Below are 22,544 nucleotides of genomic sequence, written 5' to 3' on the forward strand. Positions count from 1 at the left end.
CTTATACTGCTGTTGCAAGTTTGGTATTTTGAGCTAATTGTCCGTCTTCCATATGCACAATGCGGTCAGCAACATCCAAAATGCGGTTATCGTGAGTTACTAGCAAAATAGTTGTTCCTTGTTCTTTTGCTAATTGTTGCATAAGTTCAACAACATCTCGCCCTGATTTGCTATCTAAAGCTGCAGTCGGTTCATCAGCTAAAACTAATTGAGGACGACTTACCAAAGCCCGTGCGATCGCAACTCGTTGTTTTTGCCCTCCTGACAAATCTTCAGGATAGTAATTCACTCGGTTTCCTAATCCTACAGTTTCAAGTATTGCTGCAGATTTTTCTTGTACTTCTTGGTAAGACATATTTTCCTGTAATTCGATTGACATTTGCACATTTTGCTGTGCTGTCAAAAACTTTAATAAATTATGTGCTTGAAAAATATATCCAATATTGCGCCGCACTTGTACTAATTGGCTTTTATTTGCACCACACAATTCTTGATTCAAAACTTGTAAATGACCTGCTTGAGCAGATCTTAAGCCACCAATCAAACTCAATAACGTTGTTTTCCCTGAACCTGATGGTCCTGTCATAATGACAATTTCACCAGAAAAAATTTCTAAATTGACATCAAACAGTACTTGTTTACGTAGCTGTCCTTGACCAAAGTAGTGATTGAGATTTTGAATATGAATTACAGGTTGCTGCATATTTTTTTGATTTAAGTAGTTTCTAGAAAATATCTGCTGGATCGGCTGCACGGAGTTTTCGCATTGCAATAAGTCCAGAAGCAAGACACATAATGATAGTCAAGCAAAATACCGAAATTGCTCTTACAAGTGTCATAAATAATGGTAAGTTTGTTGCACTTCTTGTTAAGCCATAAAGTCCCACAGAAATTGTGTATCCAGGAATAAAGCCAAGAATTGCGAGAATGATTGCTTCTTGAAAAACGACACCAAGCAAATAAATATCCTTGTATCCCATTGCTTTAAGCGTTGCATATTCAGATAAGTGATCTGAAACATCGCTATAAAGAATTTGATAAACAATCACAACACCAACTACAAATCCGATCGCAGTGCCCAAACTAAAAATAAAGCCAATTGGTGTATTATTAGCCCAATATGTTTTCTCAGTTTCGACAAACTCTTCATGCGTCAGAACTTGGACATCGTTAGACAATCCAGCCTTTAAAACAGCAGCAACTTGCTGCGGATCGCTACCAGGCTTTAATGTTACTAACCCTACACTCACTTCTGCGGCTGTACGTTGAGGAAAAATCCGCAAGAAATTTAAGTCACTTGTAATCAAATTTCCATCAGCAGCAAACGAAGCACCGACATTAAATAAACCATCAATTTCAATCTTGCGATCGCTAAATTCTGTAAATATCGATTGCGCTTGTTTCAGTTGTGCGATCGTCTGATCGTATTCTCCTCTAGAACCACTATCAAATAAAAAAGTATCAGGAAGTTTAATCCGATCGAGATTTTGTTCAACTCCTGATAAGCTAAAAGCTGATTTTTCTGGATTAAAAGCCAAAACTAATACAGCACTATTGAGGCGTGTTTGCGGAACTTTCCAATTAGCCGTTTCAGCATACAAAGGTACAGCCGATTCAACACCAGCAAAGTTCATTGTCTGATACAACCGACTGCGCGGAAATGTTGACAGATTAACTATATTTTGTGCTTGCGGACTCACTAAAACCAAATCAGCCCGCATACTGCGATGCATGCGTGTGTTGCTATCATAAAGTGCATCCTGAAAACCCATTTGTAAAAACATCAACATATCAGCAAAAGCAATTCCTGCCATTGCAATCAACAGCCGCGTTCTTTCACGACTCACTTGCAACCAAGCCAACGGAGTTTTACGTTTCATTTGCTATATCTCAGTTATTAGTTATTGATTAATCCAGAATCCTCACAAATCACCTCTTCCTAACTCTTCTTTTCTGCGTAACGCCACTTTCCTCAACGGGGAAACCCTTGCATGGAAGTGGCTTCTCTGTGTCTAGTAAGGTTCGTTAATCAAAGCTTAATCACAGACTTCACCTGCAAATTAGTCAATCCAGAAACTTGCTGACTAGCTTCAGGGTCAAGACGAACTTTAACCTCAACAACTCTCGAATCAATGTTTGCTGTTGGATCAGTATCTAGAACATCTTTTTTACCAATTTCTAGACCAATTTCCTCAACTTTTCCCTGCAATTCTCCAGCAAAAGCGCTACTAGTAATTGTTACCTTTTGACCGAGACGAACTTTTTGAATATCGCTTTCATAAACCTCGGCAACAACATACATTTGATCAGTTTGTCCAATATCAACAACTCCGTCATTACCAACAACTTCACCCGACCAAGTATGAATATTAATAATTTGTCCATCTCTAGGCGATCGCACGTATGCTAAATCTAAATTTGCTTGCGCTTGCTTCACTGCAACAATTGCACTATCAACCTCTGCTTGTGCTGCTGCAACATCGACAGGACGAACTTCGGCAATTTGATCTAATGTTGCTTTCGCTTCATCAATTTGTTCTTGTCTACTTCTCGTAATGCGATTTAAATTTGCTTGTGCTTCATTAAGTTGCTGCTGCACAGTTTGTAGAGTTAACCTCTTGCTATCACGTTCGGATGTAGAAATTGCCCCTTCTTGATATAATTTCTGATACCGTTGATATTCAAGTTGAGCATTACTAACTTCGGCTTCAATTCGAGCAATTGTTGCTTTTTGGGCTTTAGTTTCTTCTTGCTTTTCTACTTCAATTCGTGAAATTGTTGCAGTTTGTGCATTAATTTCCCCAGTTTTAGCACCCGCTTTCACTTGTGCTAAACGTGTTTGGGCAACTTTAACTTGTTGCTGTGCTTGTTCTAACGCTGTCAGGAGGCGATCGCGACTATCCAAAATTGCTACTACTTGTCCTTGACGCACTTTATCTCCTTGTTTCACCAGTAATTCATCAACACGGCTACTTTCAGCTGAAACTGGTGCAGATAGTTGAATTACTTCTTGGTATGGTTCCAAACGTCCTAATGCTGTAACTACTTGCGCTTGCGGGACGCTAACCGTAGGAGTAGGTGCAGGATGCCTAATCTGGAAACGTGACACAGCGTACAGAATCCCACCTGTAGCTACCGCACCGATAACCGCTAAAATAGTAACCCGCCGCAATACTGGTTTAATGGTTGGCTTATCGCTAACACTCGACTGGAACATGGCTACTAATACACTCCATGCTGAAATGAGGTTGACAATGGCGATCGCACCCTATATGTAGCCTTCACTTAAAGCTACTTCACTGCTACAATCTAGATCTTATTGTTATATATCTTTTAGAGATATGCAAGAAATTATATATGGCACGCGAGAATAAAAGCAAGTATGCAATCATGGGAATCTTGACATGGGGTTCCATGTCTGGCTACGACATTAAAAAAGAAATTGAACAAAGCGTTAACTACTTCTGGCACGAAAGTTACGGTCAAATTTATCCAATTCTCAAGCGTCTAGTTGCAGAAGGCTTAGCAACAAAATCTGTCGAAGAACAGGTAGGAAAGCCAGATCGCTACGTCTACACGTTGACTGACAAAGGTAAAGAAGAACTGCGTCAGTGGTTAACCGAACCAGCCGATCATCCGATAGAACGTATCGAGTTACTGTTGAAACTATTCTTTGGGCGAGAAATCTCTGCAGCAGATAACATTACTCATGTCAAGCATTTTCAAGAATTTCAACAAAAATTGCTCCAAGAATATCGTGCGATCGAGCAAAAGTTGCAGCACCAGCATTGTAACGATCCAGATTACCCTTACTGCATGGCAACGCTGCGATACGGACTCTACACAAGTCAAGCACTACTAAATTGGTGTGATGAAACACTGGCGATGCTTCATAAAATTGCAGAATCAACCCAAAATTAAATTGTCAACGTTAGCGATGTCTTGTTAAAAGTAGCGCGATCGCATTAGGTTTCTCTTACTTTATTAGACTTCCTGCGTAAATACCTGAAACGTCATGTTGATCGAAGCGAAACATCTCTTGAGATTCTAGCCTAGCCTGCGGCAAAGCTACGTGAACGCGAACACTCCACTAAGATTTCGTTCAGAATGACAAGGGTAGTTTTTCGATTCATGCAGGAGGTCTATTGAATTGAATGTCCAGAAGTTCTTTCAATATTTGATACGATACCCACACAAACCTCTGACCTCCGACCTCTCTTATGGCTAGTACTTGGAATCGTCATCACGTTCTTTCTCTCGCAGATTTCACTCCTGAAGAGTACGATACTGTCTTACAAACGGCAGCAAGCTTTCGTGAGGTATTATCACGACGGACGAAGAAAGTACCGACATTGCAAGGACAAGTGGTTGCTAACTTATTTTTTGAACCATCGACACGGACTCGCAGTAGCTTTGAACTTGCAGCAAAACGATTATCCGCAGATACACTTAATTTTGCAGCTTCTACATCATCGTTAACTAAAGGCGAGACAATTTTGGATACCGCAAAAACGTATTTGGCAATGGGAACCGATATGATGGTAATTCGCCATCGCGAAGCTGGAGTTCCCCAGGCGATCGCGGATGAAATGGATCGGCTAGGAGTCAGAGTCGGAGTATTAAACGCGGGTGATGGTCAACACGAACACCCATCCCAAGCATTACTTGATTTATTTACAACATGTACACTAATTGATAGCGATCGTCCTCGATTGGAACTGTTAAAAGACAAAAAAATAGCAATTGTTGGTGATATTTTACATTCACGAGTCGCCAGATCAAATATTTGGAGTTTAACAGCTAGTGGTGCAGAAGTTCACTTAGCTGCGCCACCAACATTGTTACCGCAGTTGTTTGCAGATTTCACTACCAACGCTCCTGGTAAGCTGTTTTTACATTGGCAAGTAGAACCTGCACTGGAAAATGCTGATTTTGTCATGACACTGCGGTTACAAAAAGAACGCATGACACAGCATCTTTTACCGAGTTTGCGCGAATATCATCAGCGATTTGGCATTACACGCGATCGCCTGCGAATTTGTCAACCTGATGTTAAGGTACTGCATCCAGGTCCAGTGAATCGCGGTGTGGAAATTAGTTCTGATTTAATGGACGATCCGCAATTTAGCTTAATTCAAGCACAGGTCACAAGTGGTGTTGCTGTGCGGATGGCGCTGTTGTATTTGATGGGCAGTAGTAAAGCTTAAAATAGCGTATGTAATTGTTTTGTACTAGGGATCTGCTTATTGGGATGCAAAATTCCATCGATTGTCTGAAGTAATTCTTGTGTCGTAAAGGGTTTAGACAAGAAACTTTTTACTCCAGCCGCCGCAACTGTATTCATTTTATCTTTAGACGCTAATCCACTTACTGCAATCACTTTTACCATCGGATTCATTTTTTTTAGCGTGCGGATTGTTGTTGGGCCATCCATCGCTGGCATTAACATATCAGTAATTACGAGACTCACTTCATCGCGATATTCTGCATATAAAGCGACAGCTTCAATACCATTACTTGCAGTGACAGCACGATAATTATAAGTTTCTAGCGAGGTTTTGGTTGTTTCTCGGATCGGTGCTTCATCATCAACTACTAAGATTAATTCACCATGCCCTTGAGGCAGTTCCAAATCTTCTACTTCAAGCGTTTCTACTGCTTCTACTGCTGGTAAATAAATCTTAAATTGAGTACCTTTGCCAATTTCACTTTCCACATTCACAAAACCGCCATGACTTTTGACAATGCCAATCACTGTAGAAAGACCAAGCCCTGTACCTTTACCAATTCCTTTAGTTGTAAAAAATGGCTCAAAAATGCGATCCATAACTTCTGGTGGAATTCCACAACCTGTATCTGCAACACTCAGCACAACATAAGAACCCACTTTAGCATCAAGATGTTTGCGTACATAGCTTTGATCGACTTCCAAATTTTCTGCCGAAATCGTCAAAGTGCCACCTTCTAGCATCGCATCGCGGGCATTAACACACAGGTTCATTAATATTTGATGTAGTTGTGTCGCATCACCAGAAATCGTCCAGAGTGTTTGCGGAACGTCAATGCAGATTTCAATTGACTTGGGAAAAGTTTCCTTTGTAATCTGCTTAATTTCTGAGATAATGTGTCGCAGTTGTAAGATGCTGCGTTTACCCTCCAGTCCTTTAGCAAAAGATAGCACTTGTTTGACTAGTGCTGCACCGCGTTTAGCATTCGCGATTAAGATCGGCAATAACCGTTGACTGCGTTCGTCATGAACTTGTGTTTCTAGAAGTTGAGCAGTCATTAAAATTGGTGCGAGGATATTATTGAGATCGTGTGCAATGCCACTAGCGAGCGTACCGAGACTTTCCATGCGTTGGGCACGCAAAAATTGAGCTTCTAGCTGTTTTTTTTCGGTGATATCAGTATTAACAACCAAGATTGATTTAGGTTGCCCTTGTTCGTTGCGGACGAGTGTCCAACGGCTTTCAACAATGACATCTGCACCAACTTTAGTGACTTGAGATAACTGTCCGCGCCATTCCCCTTGGGCAAGGACGATTTTTTGTGCTGCTGTCAGTTGTGCCGGAACATCTAAATACAACAGTTCGCTTGCTTTTTTGCCTAACGCTGCTGCGGCTGTCCAGCCGTATAAGCTTTGTGCGCCTTTGTTCCAGAATAAAATTGTGCTATCTAAAGCTTGGACACTAATAGCATCGGTAGCGACATCGAGTAAAGCGGCTTGTTCGCGGATTTTTTGTTCGGTGCGTTTTCGTTCTAGTGCGTAGCGAATTGAACGCGCTAAAGCATAGGCAGTGATTTGACCTTTTTCGAGATAATCTGCTGCACCTGCTTTCATGGCTTCAATATCAATCTCGCGATCGCCTTGCCCAGTCAGCAAGATCATTGGTGCAGTACAGCCCCGTAACATAGCTTCGCGCAAAAGTTCTAAGCCATTGCGATCGCCTAAACGATAATCGAGGAGATAGACATCGTGCTGCCGAAGTGCGATCGCTGTTAGCGCAGCATCATAATTTGCTACCCATTCTAGTTCAAAGCTATTGCCTTGTTCCAAAAACCAATCGCGCGTGAGGACATAATCATCTTCATCATCATCAACTAGGAGTACCCTGATTTTGTTAAAGTCCATGCCGATCTCCCACACCTTCTATAGGCAATTCCACAATTTCAAACCAATATTTACCTATAGTTCGCATGACCTCGACTAACGAAGCAAACGTGACTGGTTTAGTAATAAATGAGTTTGCACCAAGATCGTAGCTACGATAAATATCTTCTTCAGCTTTTGATGTGGTCAAGACAACCACAGGAATTTGACGTAAATTAGGGTCAGCTTTGATTTCTTTTAATGCTTCACGACCGTCTTTTCTTGGCATATTCAAGTCAAGTAGAATTAACCCTGGACGGGGCGCAATGGTAGCTGCAGTATATTTGCCGCGTTGGTACAAATAATCCATTAGTTCTTCGCCATCGTGAACAAAGTGCAGATCGTTTGCCAAACGACTTTCTGAAAACGCTTCGCGTGCAAGCATACAGTCATCCTCATCATCGTCAGCCATTAAAATTGTGACGGTTGTGCGACGCCTCCTCACTGATGTTCAATCTCCTCTATTATGTTTGATTGGTAGCTTGACGATAAATTTTGCTCCTTCCATAGGCTTACTTGTTGCTGTTATGCTACCACCATGACGTTCGGCGATTTTACGGCAGATCGCTAAACCCATGCCTGTTCCTTCATATTGGGTACGATTATGTAATCGTTGGAAAACGTTAAAGATGCGATCGAGGTATTTTTCGTCAAACCCTATACCGTTATCTTCTATAATAATTTCACAAAGCTGGGCATCTAGAGATTCTTCACTGTTGTGGCTTTGCCAATCTTCAAGTATCTTGCTGTAAATCTTAACAATTGGCACTTGTTGCTGATGAAACTTTAAAGCATTACCAATTAAGTTTTGTAATAATTGCCGCATTTGGATTGCGTCAGCATCAATTGTTGGTAATTCACATAGCATGACGCGCCCATCGGTTTGCTGGATAAGTATTTCTAGATCAGATAAAACTTCTTGTGCTACTTGAGTGAGATTAACAGGTGCAAACGGCTGTGCCTTTGTGGCAATTCGCGAAAGTGTCAGTAAGTCATCGATTAAGACTTGCATCCGCTGTGCAGCGTTTTGCATTCTCTCTAAATAATCACGTCCTTGTTCATTGAGTACGTCACCATACATTGCTTTCAATCGATTACCAAAAGCTTGAATTTTGCGTAACGGTTCTTGCAAATCATGGGAGGCGATCGAAGCAAACTGTTGTAATTCTGCATTGGCGCGAGTCAGTTCTTGACGTTGCCGAGTTTCATCTTCCAATAGTTGTGCTTGCGCTAAAGCGATGCCAATTTGATCGCTGAGTTGTTGTAGCAGTTCAATTTCAAAGTGACTCCATTGTCGAGGAGCGTTACACTGATGTGCAATGAGTAAACCCCAGAGTTTTTCCTTAACAAAAATTGGAACAACTAAGTTGGCGACAACTTGAAATTGCTGCAAAAAGTCGATGTAGCACTGTTGCAGATTTGAGTTGTAAATGTCTGTAGCGTAACTAATATGCCCTTGAATATATTTGTTAAGAAACTTCTGATGAAAACAAGGATCGTGGAGGTTGCGTCCAACAATCGAGGCATATCCTGGCACAACTTGTTCTTTAACAACTTTACCCGAACCATTAGACAACAGTTGAAATAATACTGCGCGATCGCACTGCAATAATTTTTGAACTTCAGTTACAGTCGTTTGGAGAATTTCTTCGATATGCAGCGAACGACGAATTTTAAAGGTGATGTCTGCAAATAGCTGCGATCGCAAGGTTTGCCGCTGTAATTCGGCTTCAGAGTGCTTGCGGTCGGTAATATCCATATTAATACCAGTCATCCGAATTGCTGTACCTGTCTCGTTGCAATAAACTTGACCTCTTGCTGCAATCCAATGAATACTGCCATCTGCCCAAATTACGCGAAATTCAACGTTGTAGTCAGTTTGCTGTGCGATCGCAACACTGATGATTTGTTCTACGACTTGGCGATCTTCAGGATGAACGCTTTGTGTAAAACTTTCGTAAGTATCAATGACCTCGTTTTCCGCAATTCCAATATTAGCTGCTGCAGTAGCAGAATAGGTAATTTTGTTATCGAGTAAATCCCAATCCCAAGATCCCATATGCGCTGCATCTAAAGCTAAACGCAGTCTTGCTTCACTTACTCTGGCGCGTTCTGTCTGCTGGCGGAGTTTTTCAGTTGCCTGACTTGATTGTAATAAACGATACACGCGTTGGCGAAGGACTGCCCAGTGAATAGGTTTTGTGATATAGTCTGTAGCGCCAGATGCAAAAGCACGATCAACTGAATCTTGATCTTCTAGGGCGGTAATCATCAAGATTGGCGTGCGATCGCCACCAGGAAGCGTTTGTAGCCGTCTGCTACAAGTAAACCCATCCATCTTTGGCATTAATGCATCAAGTAGCACGATGTCTGGTTGCATCTGAGTATAAGCAAATAATGCTTGTTCGCCATCACTGGTCTCGACAACGCGGTAGCCGACTTGTTCCATTGCTAGCCGGAGTTGCAGCCGTGTAAATTTTTCATCATCAACAATGAGGACAAGAGGAGGATCTTGTTCGGAATCAGTAATATTCATACTTGGCTCAGCTGACATTCGGCTTGCAGAGCGACTTTAACTCTAGCAAACTCAGCTACAATTTGCTCCACTTTGGATGATATCTCGCTCGTATTGCCGTCAGTACTCATTGTTTCTAATTCTTTACTCAGTTGAGAAAGCGTCATTGCACCCAACGTAGCACTACTGGATTTAAGTGTATGTGCAGATTTACGCAGTGCGATCGCGTCTTGGCAATCTGCTGCACTTGTCATTTCCTGTAAAAGCTGTACCGAATCATCTATATAACAACATGCTAACTCAGTCACAATTTTTTCTGCATTTTCCCCTACCATTTTCTTCAATGAAGCTAGTTTTTGAAAATCAATAGCTGTTGAATGTTGACGATCAAAAGTGAGTGAGTCAGAGACAAACGATTTTTGAATTCCTCTAAGTGCTTGTGTGAGTTCTTCTACTTGGATAGGCTTACTGATGTAATTATCCATACCAGCTTTAAGACATTCTTCTTTGTCTTCCTGCATGGCATTAGCAGTCATCGCAATAATTTGAGGACGCACATCTTTCGCAAATTCTTGAACAATCTGATGAGTTGCTGTCAAACCATCCATCTTTGGCATTTGCAAATCCATCAGCACAACATCATAATTTTGACGATGTAAGATATCTAAAACTTCTAATCCATTACTGGCAACATCCGCTTGATAACCTAATCCTTGCAAAATATGTAAAGCGATTTTTTGGTTAACGATGTTGTCTTCTGCCAGCAAAATTCGTAGTGGTAATTTTGATGCAAATGTAGCGTCAATATCAACTGAATTACTGTTAGTATCTAATACTAATGAGTTATTCCAAATCTGACTCAAGAGGTGGTAGAAGCGTGATGTTTTGATTGGTTTAGTCAGATAGCTTATAAAATCTAACACAGATGTCTGTGAAGGTGTCTCTCGGCTGCTCAGCGTTGTTAACAATATCACAGGTAATTGAGAAGATTGGCTTGCTGCGATGACGTCATTGCTTTGATGACTTTGTAAATCTATAATCGCTACATCAAACAATGCACCTTGTTGAATTTGTTCAAGTGCTGCTGCAGGTTCTAAACTACAAGGATCTATACCCCAAGACTGTGCTTGCCAAACTAGAGATTGTCGAATGATCGGATGCTCCTCCACAATTAACATCCGCTTTCCGCCAAAATGTAATAAGCTTTCTGAGGGAAGGCTAGTATCAATTTTTGTGGCGATCGTGAAATAGAAAGTAGAACCTCCTTGTGCATGAGTTTCAACCCAGATTCGACCTTGCATCATCTCACATAGCTGCTTGGCGATCGCTAAACCTAAGCCAGTTCCGCCATACTCGCGTGTAATCGAAGCATCACCTTGACTAAAAGCTTGAAATAAACGCTCTACAGTTTCAGGTGAAATACCAATTCCTGTATCTTTGACTGCAAATTGAATTTCATATTCATTCTTACGTTCTAATGCGCGGGCTGCAACCGAAATAACAACTTCTCCTTGAGATGTAAATTTAACGGAGTTACTCAATAGATTTACGAGAATTTGTCGCAATCGGGTAACATCGCCAACGATATTATTGGGAGTATCTGGATGAATAATGTAAGCTAATTCAATATTTTTCTCTGCTGCTTTAAAAGCTAAAATATCTACAGCTTCTTCAATACAAGTTCTTAAATTGAAAGCACACTGTTCTAGTTCTAGCTTACCTGACTCGATTTTTGATAAGTCTAGAACGTCGTTGATTAACATCAACAAAACATCACTACTTGTCTGAATTGTTCCTAAAAATTCTTGTTGTTGCTGCGATAGCGGAGTACTCAATAATAAATTCGTCATTCCGACAATTGCATTCATCGGCGTACGAATTTCATGACTCATATTCGCAAGAAACTGACTTTTCACACGAGTTGCAGCTTCAGCATCTGTTTTTGCCTTTTCTAACTCCTGATTAGCTTGTGACAACTCTTGAGTACGTCGCACAAGCATTTTTTGACTAAGATATTGCTCAGTAATATCATCTAATATCCACAATCTACCAGGTACATTGTGTACCCGCGTTGTAGTACTCGAAAGACTCAATACTTTAGGTGTTTCACCCTGAAAAATCCAATGCCAATTCCGAATTTCTGCTTGCGGAAACTCCCGTGTGGGGGTTCCCCCCGTTGAGGGAAGTTTCCAAGACAGTGGCTGAGCAAAAAATTGTGCTGCTTGTGCGGTGATTTCGCTTTGATTATCAGCACTAGTACGTAATTTTGCCATTGCTTGCGCCAAAATGGGTGGTTCTACTGCACCAGGTTGTAACCCCAGTTGCACCGCAGCCGCTTGATTAATCCACCCTTGTTCTCCACTTTCATCAACAAAGACAACTCCTTGATGAATAGTTTCCAGCATTGCACTAAAGCGCGATCGCAGTTTATCAAGGCGGATAGTCGTATCAGTAAATTGTAATAACGTACGTAACTCACCCAACAATAACTCAATAAATTGCCGCATTTGTGGAGTAATGGAAGTGTAGCGATGCCAAATCAGTAAAATTGCCCCTTTTGTACTATTCGACGCCGCAAGTGGTAGTATCGCAACTGACTTAGCTCCTTGTGCAAGTAGAATGTGGGAAGCATCAGGTGTTGCGGGATAGTTGCTGTAGTAGAGACAGCGGTTTTGTGCTAATGCATTAGTAAATAGTGTAGGGGTAGTAAGGGCAGCAGGAAGCGCTTTTTCAGGTAGGCTGGCGATTGTTTGGGCAGTGACATCATCAATCTGACGTAAGGCGATCGCGGCATCTGCACGAGTTAACTTTTGTAAAAGTGTTAAAGCTTGATTGGTGAGTATATTTGGTGTTGTGTCTGTATCAGTATTAACCAGTGTCACTAAAACTGATTGTGCTGCTAAACGCCACTCGATAACTCGGAGGAACTTATTTAAGGCAATACTGCTGATAACGACACCACACAATTCAATAGCAAGCAAAATCTGTGTTGGATAAAATATACCAACCAGTAAAATGACTGCAACGATTGGTAGTGCTTGCTCAACTTGCAAAGGTAAACCTACGCATACAGCGAACAAAATTAGCGCTAACAACAAAGAATTCCATCCGTGCACTACACCTAAGCCAACAAAAATAAAGATGGCAGCAAATAATATTGGTCTAAATGTTGGTAGCCAATCAGGATGATTCAGAGTTAGATCTGGGCGAGACATGAGGCGATCGCGCGGGTAACGGTTTCTGGTGCGCTGATGTGAGGTAAATGTCCTGTCGTTGGGATATTTGTCAGTGTGCTATTGGCGATCTTCTTTGCCATGTACTGACCAACTTCTAGCGGTACAGCAACATCATTATTTGATTGTAAGATATCAACAGGTATTTTAAGTCGCGGTAACTCTTCGCGGTGATCTGACTGAAAAATTACCCGCGCTACAGCTTGAGCGATATCAGGGCGAATTGCGGATAAGGTGTTTGCATACTCGATCGCCAGTTCAGGTTTATCAGGATTTCCCATTGCCAGCGGCGCAAATCCACTTGCCCAAGCGTAGTAGTTTGCCGCCATCGCTGCATAAAGTGCATCTAAATCAGCTTGCTCAAAACCGCCTATATAATCGACATCATTCAGGTATCGTGGCGATGCACCGATAAAAATTAATTTGTGGAAGTATTGCGGCTCAACCAAGGCAGCTAACAAGCTCACCATACCACTCACTGAGTGACCAATTAAAACGCTGTCTTTCAGCTTCAACTCAGCACATAAATCGAGTAAATCTTCAGCATAACTATACAAACTACTGTAGCGGTGCGGACTGTATGCGGCAAAGTCTGATTTCCCCGCACCGACATGATCGAAAAGTATAACGCGATAGTTATCGGTAAAGGCTGCAACTTGATGCCGCCAAGCAGTTTGATCCGTGCCAAAACCATGTGCAAATATTAATGTCTGACTACCATTACCCAGAACACTGACATTATTCCGCTGCAAGATGCTCGTTGCCATAAGAAAGCGATCGCGATCGCTTTCTATTATGACTTCAGTTGGGGTACATAATTATCAATTTAATTGTAGCAACCTGCTAAAAAAAGTATAGATTTTGGATTTTTGTGAAACTTATCAACTACTCAGCAAAATTGCGCAATAAAAAACGGTAGAGTTTTAATATTTTCTACCGTTGATATAAGTCAATCAAATTTAGGTATAATTACGTATACCTGCTTCAAATGAATTACCTACTGCTCTACAGCTTGAGGTAATAATTCTCGTCGCTGTTCAGCAAGTACTTTGACATTACCAGTGTCATCAACATCAACGACAGCAGTATCACCATCTTTGACGCGTCCTGATAAGATCTCTTCAGCTAAACTGTCTTCGAGTAAACGCATAATCGCCCGACGTAATGGTCTTGCACCGTAGCTAGGATTGTATCCTTCTTCTACGAGACGATCTTTAAAGCGCTCTGTAACTTCCAGCGCGATCCCCTTTTCAGTTAGGCGATTAACCACTTCCTTGAGCAGAATATCGGAGATTTGCTTCACCTCGTCCTTAGTTAATTGACGGAAGACAATGATTTCATCCAAGCGGTTTAAGAACTCTGGACGGAAGCGTTGCTTGAGTTCTTCGTTAACCAATGAACGAATGCGATTGTATTGTGCTTCGGCTCGATTTTCAGCAACTTCAAAGCCTAAACCACCACCACCTTTTTCAATCACCTGAGAACCGATGTTAGAAGTCAGGATGAGCAGTGTATTCTTAAAGTCCACTGTACGACCTTTGGCATCTGTCAATCGACCATCTTCAAGGATTTGCAGCAGCATATTGAAGACATCAGGGTGAGCCTTTTCAATTTCGTCGAATAGCACCACTGTGTAAGGTCTACGACGTACTGCTTCGGTTAATTGACCGCCTTCGTTGTATCCTACATATCCTGGAGGCGAACCGATCAGCTTACTAACGGTATGCCGTTCCATATATTCCGACATATCCAAGCGAATCATCGCTTCCTCGGAACCAAAGAAGTAGGCTGCTAACGCTTTAGTTAACTCAGTTTTACCAACACCAGTAGGTCCAGAGAAGACGAAGCTAGCAATCGGACGATTGGGGTTTTTTAAGCCAACTCTAGCACGGCGAATTGCTTTAGAAACTGCCCTGACTGCTTCCTCTTGACCGATGAGTCGCTGATGCAATGTATCTTCCATATGCAACAGTTTCTCAGATTCGGATTCGGTCAGTTTGTTGACTGGTACGCCAGTCCAAGAAGCAACAATTTGAGCAATATCTTCTTCATTCACCACTGGAGAATCATTCTCGCCCTCGCGGGTGCTGCTTGTTTTGTTCTGTGCGATCGCCCGAATTTCGGCTTTAATTTCCATTTCGCGATCGCGGAGTTCTCCGGCGCGGTCGAAGTCTTGTCCTCGAACGGCATCGTCTTTTTCTTTTAAGACTTGACGCAATTCTTTATCAAGCTCTTTTGCTGCGGGAGGAAGTTGTGAGTTAATTAAGCGTACTCTTGAACCAGCTTCGTCAATCAAGTCGATTGCTTTATCTGGTAAGTAGCGATCGCTAATATAACGGTCGGAAAGCTTCGCTGCTGCGACAAGCGCTTCATCCGAGATTTTCAACTTATGGTGTTGTTCGTAACGTTCGCGTAGACCGTACAAAATTTCTATTGTTTCATCTACAGTCGGTTCGCCCACCATCACAGGTTGGAATCTTCTTTCTAGTGCTGCATCGCGCTCGATGTGCTTGCGGTATTCATCCAGTGTTGTCGCACCAATACACTGCAACTCTCCTCTTGCCAAAGCCGGTTTGAGGATATTTGCTGCGTCGATCGCACCTTCAGCTGCACCAGCACCGATCAGAGTATGCACCTCGTCAATCACTAAAATCACGTTCCCTGCAGAACGGATTTCATCCATGATTTTTTTCAGGCGCTCTTCAAATTCACCTCGATACTTAGTGCCTGCAACTAATAAGCCGATATCAAGTGTGACAACGCGCTTTTCTTCAAGGATATCGGGAATATCTTTATTAGCAATTCGCGATGCTAAACCTTCAGCGATCGCAGTTTTACCTACACCAGGTTCCCCAATTAATACTGGATTATTTTTGGTACGGCGACCTAAAATTTGAATAACTCGTTCAATTTCTTTAGCGCGACCAACAACAGGATCGAGCTTGCCTTCTGAAGCCATTTGAGTCAGGTTCGAGCCAAACTCATCCAATGTTGGAGTTTTTGTGCGACCGGATTGCGAAGATCCTGCTGAGACTTCAGCGGTTTCTCCTAACATCCGAATCACTTGAGTTCTTACTTTGGATAAATCAACTCCTAAGTTTTCTAGTACTCTTGCTGCCACGCCTTCTCCTTCGCGGATCAAGCCTAGTAGCAAGTGCTCTGTACCGATATAATTATGTCCTAGCTGGCGTGCTTCTTCTAGGGATAGTTCCAAAACTCGCTTTGCCCGTGGGGTAAACGGAATTTCCACTGCCACAAAGCCGGAACCTCGACCAATAATTTTTTCGACTTCAATCCGAGCATCTTTGAGGTTGACGCCCATAGATTTCAGCACTTTGGCCGCTACGCCTGTTCCTTCCCCTATCAGACCCAGGAGGATCTGCTCTGTACCTACGAAGTTGTGACCCAGGCGGCGAGCTTCTTCCTGGGCCAGCATGATCACTTTAATAGCTTTTTCTGTGAAGCGTTCAAACATGGCGTTTTTCCATACCTGAGTCGTGCCGGTACGCTGATTTTAGCATAGGCTTTAGGTCCGGCTGTCAACTTATGATACAAACTACAGCACGGTTGTTCCTCTTTTTGAGGATTTTGCACTTTTTGCAACTGTTGCCTTCGTTAGGTTCTCAGAAAATGCTCAGCCAAAGATTTTATTTAAAAGCAAAATATCTTGGCTACAATCCTGAACCTTGTGTTATGGAAAGAAGTTTGTTTTTATTGGTTGCTATTGTTGCTGAATTTTTGTTTCAGTTTTAGCGTTAAGCCCCAAGAGTAAATTTTTAGCAAAAATTCACTGTTTTGTCAAGGGCGGATCTGCGGAATATACTGATAAATCAATCTGTAATTCCCAGCCTAAGCGGACGAGGTGAGTGTGAATTTGGTGTTCCCAGTCAGATAAAATTTGAGGAAATTCAGGTTGTGCTAAACCGTTATGCCAAAGAATTAAGGCATCTTCACCAGTGTCTTTGTAGTATCCTTTACGCCGTCCGGCAGTTTTGAAGCCAAATTTTTGATACAGTGCGATCGCCGCATGATTAGAAACTCTGACTTCTAAAGTAGCGCGTTCTAAATTTCGTTGCTCTGCTACTGACAATAGACCGTAAAGTAGTGCTTGACCGAAACCTTGGCGTTGGGATTGAGGATGAACCGCCAAAATGGTAATGTGAGCCTCCTCTAAAATTGCCCACAGACAACCCACCCCTAAAAGTGAATTAGGCGCAAATGGGTTGACTAAACCAATTAAGTCACTGTTGGGACTATCTAACTCTCGTTGGTAGGCTTCCAAAGTCCAAAGACCTCCAAAGCAGACTTGATCTAATTCCAACAATGCACCCAGATGCTCTGGTGTGAGATATTTAAGTTCTAATAAAGTCACAGCAATTTGTACACTGGGAGACGAACCCTATTTACGCCTGTCAAAAGGAAAACATTTAATAATTATGCTATCGACTCATCCTGCAGGGGTGCAATCTGGTCGTCAGTTTTTACCGAAGGTAACTGACGCGTCCCCTAATCAAGAACTTTTACCCCTGACTGCACGAATTAACAGCAGCGATCGCCTAGAAATTGGGGGATGTGATGTTACAACGCTGGTAGAGCAATTTGGTTCGCCGCTTTATATTTTGGATGAGGACACTTTGCGCAACGCTTGTTGCCAGTATCGCGAAGCGTTTAAAAAGTATTACCCAGGAGAGTCTCAAGTACTTTATGCTTCCAAAGCTTGGAGTTGTTTAGCGGTATGTGCGATCGCCTCTCAAGAAGGATTGGGCATTGATGTCGTCTCAGGTGGCGAACTTTACACCGCCTTACAAGCAGGAGTCAGCCCTGATAAACTTTACCTCCACGGAAACAATAAATCTTTAGAAGAATTAAAATTGGCGATCAATTCAGGCTGCACGATTGTCGTTGATAATTGGCATGAATTGCGTACATTAGGTCATTGGTCATCGGTAATTGGTAATAGTGATACCAATGACCCAGTTCGCATAATGCTGCGACTGACACCTGGAATTGAATGTCATACACATGAATATATTCGTACAGGACATTTAGACAGCAAGTTTGGCTTTGATCCCAACCAATTAGATGAAGTGTTTGCGTTTGTTAGTCAGCATTCTGCATTGAATTGTGTAGGCTTACACGCGCACATTGGTTCCCAGATTTTTGAGCAGCAACCACATCAAGATTTAGCTGGAGTTATGGTGCAGTGGTTAGATAAAGCTAGCAGCTATGGCTTACAGATGCAAGAATTAAATGTCGGTGGTGGTTTGGGAATTCGCTATACCGAAGCTGACGATCCCCCTAGTATTGAAGCGTGGGTGAAGGGGGTGTGTACAGCGATTCAAAATGCTTGTGTGACACAGCAAATAGCATTACCAAAGTTGCTTTGCGAACCAGGGCGATCGCTGATTGGTTCAGCGTGTGTCACTGCATATACAGTAGGTTCGTCAAAAACCGTTCCAGGAATTCGTACCTACATTGCCATAGATGGTGGTATGTCAGATAATCCGCGTCCCATCACTTACCAATCAGTTTATCGAGCAGTTGTAGCAAATAAAATGTCTGCACCAGCGACACAAACAGTCACAATAGCTGGAAAACACTGCGAATCAGGCGATATTCTGATTAAAGAGGCAACTTTACCACCGTCTGAACCAGGAGACATTCTCGTTGTTCTGGCAACCGGAGCATACAACTACAGTATGGCATCGAATTACAATCGCTTGGCTCGACCAGCAGCAGTTGTCGTTAAAGCAGGAGAAGCAAATGTGATTCTTCGGCGTGAAACTTATCAAGACTTGATGCGACAAGACTGTCTACCTGCAAGATTATCAAGTGAGACATAAAATCTCAGGGAATTTTTAAGATGAAATCGAGGAAGATAGAATAGCCTCTTTTCTTCCTGTTCTTTCTTACCTAACTCCTAACATCAAATCTGAATCGTTAGTTCTGATGCTCGAATCTATATAAAAAAAACAAAAACCTTTCTCCTCCGCCCACGCCAGTTTACGGTAAGAAAGATCCCCACACGCAACTGGCTTTCCTGCACAAGAAGCTGCCTAAATGATAAGTCTCTAACCAGACACGATATAACCCCTAACCCCTGAACCCTGATCATGAGAGATTTGTGGAAGCAATGGCTGATCGACCTTGGCTGGACGCAGTCAGTGTTGCTTCACATAATTGATCTGGGGCTGGTGCTGGGGTTGACTTACATGGTGCTAGTGATCATTGGCGAGCGCCGGACGCTGTGGATGGTGCGAGGATTTATTGTACTCATGCTGGCATCTGTAGTGAGTGGCAGATTAGAGTTACGGCTGCTCAATTTTGTGCTGGAAAAGCTAGTGATTGGTTGTGCAGTAGCGATCGCTGTTGCTTACCAATCAGACTTGCGCCGTTTTTTGGAACAGCTAGGGCGGGGTGAATTGGGACATTTATGGCAGCCATCGCGCCGGACTATTTCTAAGCCAGATAGTGTAATTGATGAAATTGTTGAGGCAGTTAAGGAACTTTCACAAAACAGAATTGGCGCACTAATTGTTTTAGAAACTAATGGTCCGATTGATGAAGGAGATTTCAATTCATCCGGCGTACAGCTAAATGCGGAGGTCTCTAAGGAACTCATCCAAACAATCTTTCACCCAAAAACTCCTCTTCATGATGGGGCTGCTTTAATTCGTGGTTCGCGGCTGGTTGCTGCTGCGGTCATTTTACCACTGACAAAACGCACTGCTTCACGCCAACTGGGTACTCGCCATCGTGCAGCAATGGGCATCACTGAGCGTGTTCCAGATAATTCTATTTGTGTCGTTGTTTCTGAAGAAACAGGTTCGATTTCTTTTGCTGAAAAGGGAGTACTCAATAGACCACTCACCAGCAGTAAACTGAAAGAATTATTAGAAGCTAAGTTTTCCCCGCCTGTAGAGCGTGAAACTGTTGCTCCTAGTGTGCTAAGTTGGGTTCGCCAAGTTAGTCACCAAGGCAAGGCATTAGTATCGCGTTTACTGGGTGTATCATCATCAGCTTCTCATCGAAACAAAAAATGACTGCAAAGCCAATCGTGTTACAAGATTTGCCCCCCGATTTAAAACAAGAACGCCTGCCTAAGCATGTGGCGGTAATCATGGATGGAAATGGTCGCTGGGCTAAGCGTCGGGGGCTACCCCGAATTATGGGTCATAAACAAGGCGTAGATGTGCTGAAAGATTTACTGCGTTGTTGTCGAGATTGGGGAGTATCAGCCCTGACAGCATATGCTTTTTCTACAGAGAATTGGGGAAGACCGTTAGAAGAAGTTGATTTTTTAATGACATTGTTTGAGCGGGTGTTGCGTAAAGAATTGCGCGAGATGATGGAGGAAGATGTCCGCATTCAGTTTGTTGGGAACTTGAGTGCGCTACCGCGATCGCTGCAAGCAGAAATTACGCGGGCTGTTGACCAAACTCAACACAATCGGGGAATTCAGTTTACTGTGGCAACAAATTACGGCGGACGACAAGAGATTTTAGATGCTTGTCGGGCGATCGCGCATCAGGTGCAGCAAGGCTTACTACAACCTGATGATATTGATGAGGCATTATTTGAACGTCATTTATATACTGCTGGAATTTGCGATCCCGATTTATTAATTCGTACCAGTGGCGAAATGCGAATTAGTAACTTTCTACTGTGGCAAATGGCTTATGCCGAAATTTACATTACTGAAACGCTATGGCCTGATTTTGACCGTGCTGAGTTTCACAGGGCATTATGCTCTTACCAAAAGCGTGAAAGACGATTTGGAAAAGTGTAAGAAGGGGTGAGGGGGAGCCACTGCGTTGAGGGGGTGTCCCCCGTTGTAGCAAGTGGCGTTGAGGGGTGAGGGGTGAGTTTAAGAGAGTCGTGAAGTGTTGAGTTAAGAAAATTCTTTTAATAAATGCCTCGGGCACCTTTCTTCGCTTTCCAAAACTCTTTCACTCGCCCCTCGCCCCTCACTCCTCACCCCTAGTTAAGGTCCAGAAAAGACAGCTTGCTCGACATCTTCACGACTCAAAGAGTATTTGAACGAGCGGAGGATATCTTGTGATGTTGTGCCAACTTTTGTGTAACGCACTGTGAGTTGATCGACATCAAGAAATAGCTCTGCTTCCCAATCAGAACCTTGTAAATACCAACAGTGAAGTTGCTCGCTATCTTGTTGGCAACCTTGGTTTCTTAACCATTCTTCAATGTTCGGGAGGGCATGGTTATATAGCGGTGTATCAGCTGAAGGAAGAGACATAGAAGTTTTAGATTAATAGGTTGGGAAGTTTAACGATCTGTTGCACTACGATTGGTGGCTGTAGGCTAGTTGTTGGCTGAAATGTGTCTCCACGAGTGAGCGCAACTGTAATTGCTAATATGACACAACAGACAAAAGTTAACAGTAGCAAAAATAAAGCGAAAATTTCTCCAGATGACAGAGGGCGATCTGTAGGATCGAGGTATGCTGAGCGCGATTGCCAAGTAGGATTAGATGCAGGGCGATTGAGATCTACCGGAACTTGAATCACAGCAACTCGTGAATAGCCGATTTTTAAGTCGTATTGCGATCGCCGTTCTGGACTACTGAGCGTAGCATAAGCTTCATTAAGTTGCTGAAACTTAGCCGTAGCATTTGCTTTTGGTAAATCTGTGGTATCAGGATGATAACGTTTACTGAGTTCCCGATAGGCACGGCGAATTTCGATCGGGGATGCTGAAGGGTGAAGTCCCAGCAACGCATAGTAGCTGTTTTGATGGACGGATGTGCGATCGCGCTCCTGTTGTGACATTGCTTGATCTTGACTCACAGCAGTTTAAGTCAGCACTCACAATACTTCTTGTCTATTTTAAAACTAGATTTACCGCTGCGCAGAGTTATGAAGGATGAATTTTGAGTTAAAGATGAGTAAGTTTGAAATCGGATGATGTCTGCTACCACTGAATGCCCTGAGAAGTTTCTTGCCTGATAAGTTTTATAGAATTGAGCCAAGATCCATTAAACTCTTTTTCTAAGGAATGCCTAATGGTACAAACTTCATCTAAACGCATCACCATAGAAGAATTTCTGAATCTACCAGAAACTGAGCCAGCTAGCGAATACATTGATGGTCAAATTATCCAGAAACCAATGCCGCAAGGGAAGCACAGCACAATCCAAACCGAGTTTTCTACTACTATCAATGTAATTCTCAAACCTCGACAAGTCGCACGAGCATTTTCAGAGCTACGTTGTACATTTGGTGGACGCTCGATTGTGCCAGATATAGCTGTGTTTACTTCGCAGAGAATTCCCCGTGACCAAAATGGTGAGGTTGCTAATACCTTTTTGAGCGCTCCTGACTGGACAATTGAAATTTTATCACCTGAGCAAAGCCAAACGAAAGTCACTAAAAATATTTTGCACTGCCTTGATTATGGAACTGAGATGGATTGGTTGATTGATCCTGATGAGCAAACCGTTTTTGTTTTCCTGCCAAAGCAGCAACCAATAGTTTTTGACAAACCAGAGCAATTACTTTTAGAGGATGTCTGAAAAGTCAAAGACTATACCAATCGTCTCAACATAAGACGAATCATCGCAACTTGAATCATCGCCTCAGAAGTGGCAGGTAAAACCTCATAATCTTTGCTCAGTCTCCGACACCAG

General features: G+C 42.6%; 18 protein-coding genes. 6 read left to right on the plus strand and 12 right to left on the minus strand.

Annotation, left to right across the window (positions count from 1 at the left end; all coding sequences use genetic code 11):
- Position 1: 1 nt before the first annotated feature.
- From IQ230_RS13340 to IQ230_RS13350, 3 genes are all read right to left on the minus strand, one after another.
- A complete protein-coding gene (locus IQ230_RS13340) occupies positions 2–703 on the minus strand; it encodes a DevA family ABC transporter ATP-binding protein (protein WP_193932461.1) in 702 nt (233 codons plus the stop codon).
- Positions 704–725: 22 nt separating this feature from the next.
- Entirely contained in the window at positions 726–1,880 is a 1,155-nt protein-coding gene (gene devC, locus IQ230_RS13345) for an ABC transporter permease DevC (RefSeq protein WP_193932462.1), read from the minus strand.
- A 149-nt stretch (positions 1,881–2,029) separates the two neighbouring features.
- The gene (locus IQ230_RS13350) at positions 2,030–3,217 is read right to left on the minus strand and encodes an ABC exporter membrane fusion protein (protein ID WP_193932463.1); all 1,188 of its coding nucleotides are present in this window, start codon (positions 3,215–3,217) and stop codon (positions 2,030–2,032) included.
- Positions 3,218–3,357: 140 nt separating this feature from the next.
- On the opposite strand from IQ230_RS13350, the gene IQ230_RS13355 reads away from it, so the two are divergent.
- Positions 3,358–3,921 (plus strand): PadR family transcriptional regulator, encoded by a 564-nt coding sequence (locus IQ230_RS13355; RefSeq protein ID WP_193932464.1) that lies wholly within the window; start codon positions 3,358–3,360, stop codon positions 3,919–3,921.
- A gap of 299 nt (positions 3,922–4,220) precedes the next feature.
- Entirely contained in the window at positions 4,221–5,207 is a 987-nt protein-coding gene (locus tag IQ230_RS13360) for an aspartate carbamoyltransferase catalytic subunit (RefSeq protein WP_193932465.1), read from the plus strand.
- On the opposite strand, the gene IQ230_RS13365 is transcribed toward IQ230_RS13360, so the two are convergent.
- From IQ230_RS13365 to rimI, 7 genes are all read right to left on the minus strand, one after another.
- Positions 5,204–7,132, minus strand: coding sequence for a hybrid sensor histidine kinase/response regulator (locus tag IQ230_RS13365; RefSeq protein WP_193932466.1), 1,929 nt, complete (start codon positions 7,130–7,132; stop codon positions 5,204–5,206). The genes IQ230_RS13360 and IQ230_RS13365 overlap by 4 nt on opposite strands.
- Positions 7,122–7,595 (minus strand): response regulator, encoded by a 474-nt coding sequence (locus IQ230_RS13370; protein ID WP_193932467.1) that lies wholly within the window; start codon positions 7,593–7,595, stop codon positions 7,122–7,124. Before IQ230_RS13370 ends, IQ230_RS13365 begins: the two co-directional genes overlap by 11 nt.
- 6 nt (positions 7,596–7,601) lie before the next feature.
- On the minus strand, positions 7,602–9,686 hold the full coding sequence (locus IQ230_RS13375; RefSeq protein WP_193932468.1) for a response regulator: 2,085 nt from the start codon (positions 9,684–9,686) through the stop codon (positions 7,602–7,604).
- Positions 9,683–12,880, minus strand: a complete 3,198-nt coding sequence (locus IQ230_RS13380) for a response regulator (protein ID WP_193932469.1) — start codon at positions 12,878–12,880, stop codon at positions 9,683–9,685. Before IQ230_RS13380 ends, IQ230_RS13375 begins: the two co-directional genes overlap by 4 nt.
- Entirely contained in the window at positions 12,862–13,665 is an 804-nt protein-coding gene (locus tag IQ230_RS13385) for an alpha/beta fold hydrolase (protein WP_193932470.1), read from the minus strand. The genes IQ230_RS13380 and IQ230_RS13385 overlap by 19 nt, the downstream gene beginning before the upstream one ends.
- 230 nt (positions 13,666–13,895) lie before the next feature.
- A complete protein-coding gene (locus tag IQ230_RS13390; RefSeq protein WP_193932471.1) occupies positions 13,896–16,373 on the minus strand; it encodes an ATP-dependent Clp protease ATP-binding subunit in 2,478 nt (825 codons plus the stop codon).
- A gap of 312 nt (positions 16,374–16,685) precedes the next feature.
- Positions 16,686–17,270 (minus strand): ribosomal protein S18-alanine N-acetyltransferase, encoded by a 585-nt coding sequence (gene rimI / locus IQ230_RS13395; protein WP_193932472.1) that lies wholly within the window; start codon positions 17,268–17,270, stop codon positions 16,686–16,688.
- A gap of 64 nt (positions 17,271–17,334) precedes the next feature.
- On the opposite strand from rimI, the gene lysA reads away from it, so the two are divergent.
- The 3 genes from lysA to IQ230_RS13410 all read left to right on the plus strand — a co-directional run bounded on the left by lysA (position 17,335) and on the right by IQ230_RS13410 (position 20,687).
- Complete coding sequence (lysA, locus tag IQ230_RS13400; protein ID WP_193932473.1) at positions 17,335–18,741, plus strand: diaminopimelate decarboxylase; 1,407 nt, start codon at positions 17,335–17,337, stop codon at positions 18,739–18,741.
- A 270-nt stretch (positions 18,742–19,011) separates the two neighbouring features.
- The gene (gene cdaA, locus IQ230_RS13405) at positions 19,012–19,941 is read left to right on the plus strand and encodes a diadenylate cyclase CdaA (RefSeq protein WP_193932474.1); all 930 of its coding nucleotides are present in this window, start codon (positions 19,012–19,014) and stop codon (positions 19,939–19,941) included.
- Entirely contained in the window at positions 19,938–20,687 is a 750-nt protein-coding gene (locus IQ230_RS13410) for an isoprenyl transferase (protein WP_193932475.1), read from the plus strand. Before cdaA ends, IQ230_RS13410 begins: the two co-directional genes overlap by 4 nt.
- Before the next feature lie 195 nt (positions 20,688–20,882).
- Here IQ230_RS13410 and IQ230_RS13415 read toward each other — a convergent pair whose 3' ends face one another.
- Both IQ230_RS13415 and IQ230_RS13420 read right to left on the minus strand, forming a co-directional pair.
- The gene (locus IQ230_RS13415; RefSeq protein WP_193932476.1) at positions 20,883–21,155 is read right to left on the minus strand and encodes a DUF3143 domain-containing protein; all 273 of its coding nucleotides are present in this window, start codon (positions 21,153–21,155) and stop codon (positions 20,883–20,885) included.
- A 7-nt stretch (positions 21,156–21,162) separates the two neighbouring features.
- A complete protein-coding gene (locus IQ230_RS13420) occupies positions 21,163–21,687 on the minus strand; it encodes a J domain-containing protein (RefSeq protein WP_193932482.1) in 525 nt (174 codons plus the stop codon).
- A gap of 233 nt (positions 21,688–21,920) precedes the next feature.
- On the opposite strand from IQ230_RS13420, the gene IQ230_RS13425 reads away from it, so the two are divergent.
- Complete coding sequence (locus tag IQ230_RS13425) at positions 21,921–22,430, plus strand: Uma2 family endonuclease (RefSeq protein WP_193932477.1); 510 nt, start codon at positions 21,921–21,923, stop codon at positions 22,428–22,430.
- Positions 22,431–22,544 lie beyond the last annotated feature (114 nt).

This window comes from Gloeocapsopsis crepidinum LEGE 06123 (genome assembly GCF_015207655.1).
GTDB lineage: Bacteria > Cyanobacteriota > Cyanobacteriia > Cyanobacteriales > Chroococcidiopsidaceae > Gloeocapsopsis > Gloeocapsopsis crepidinum.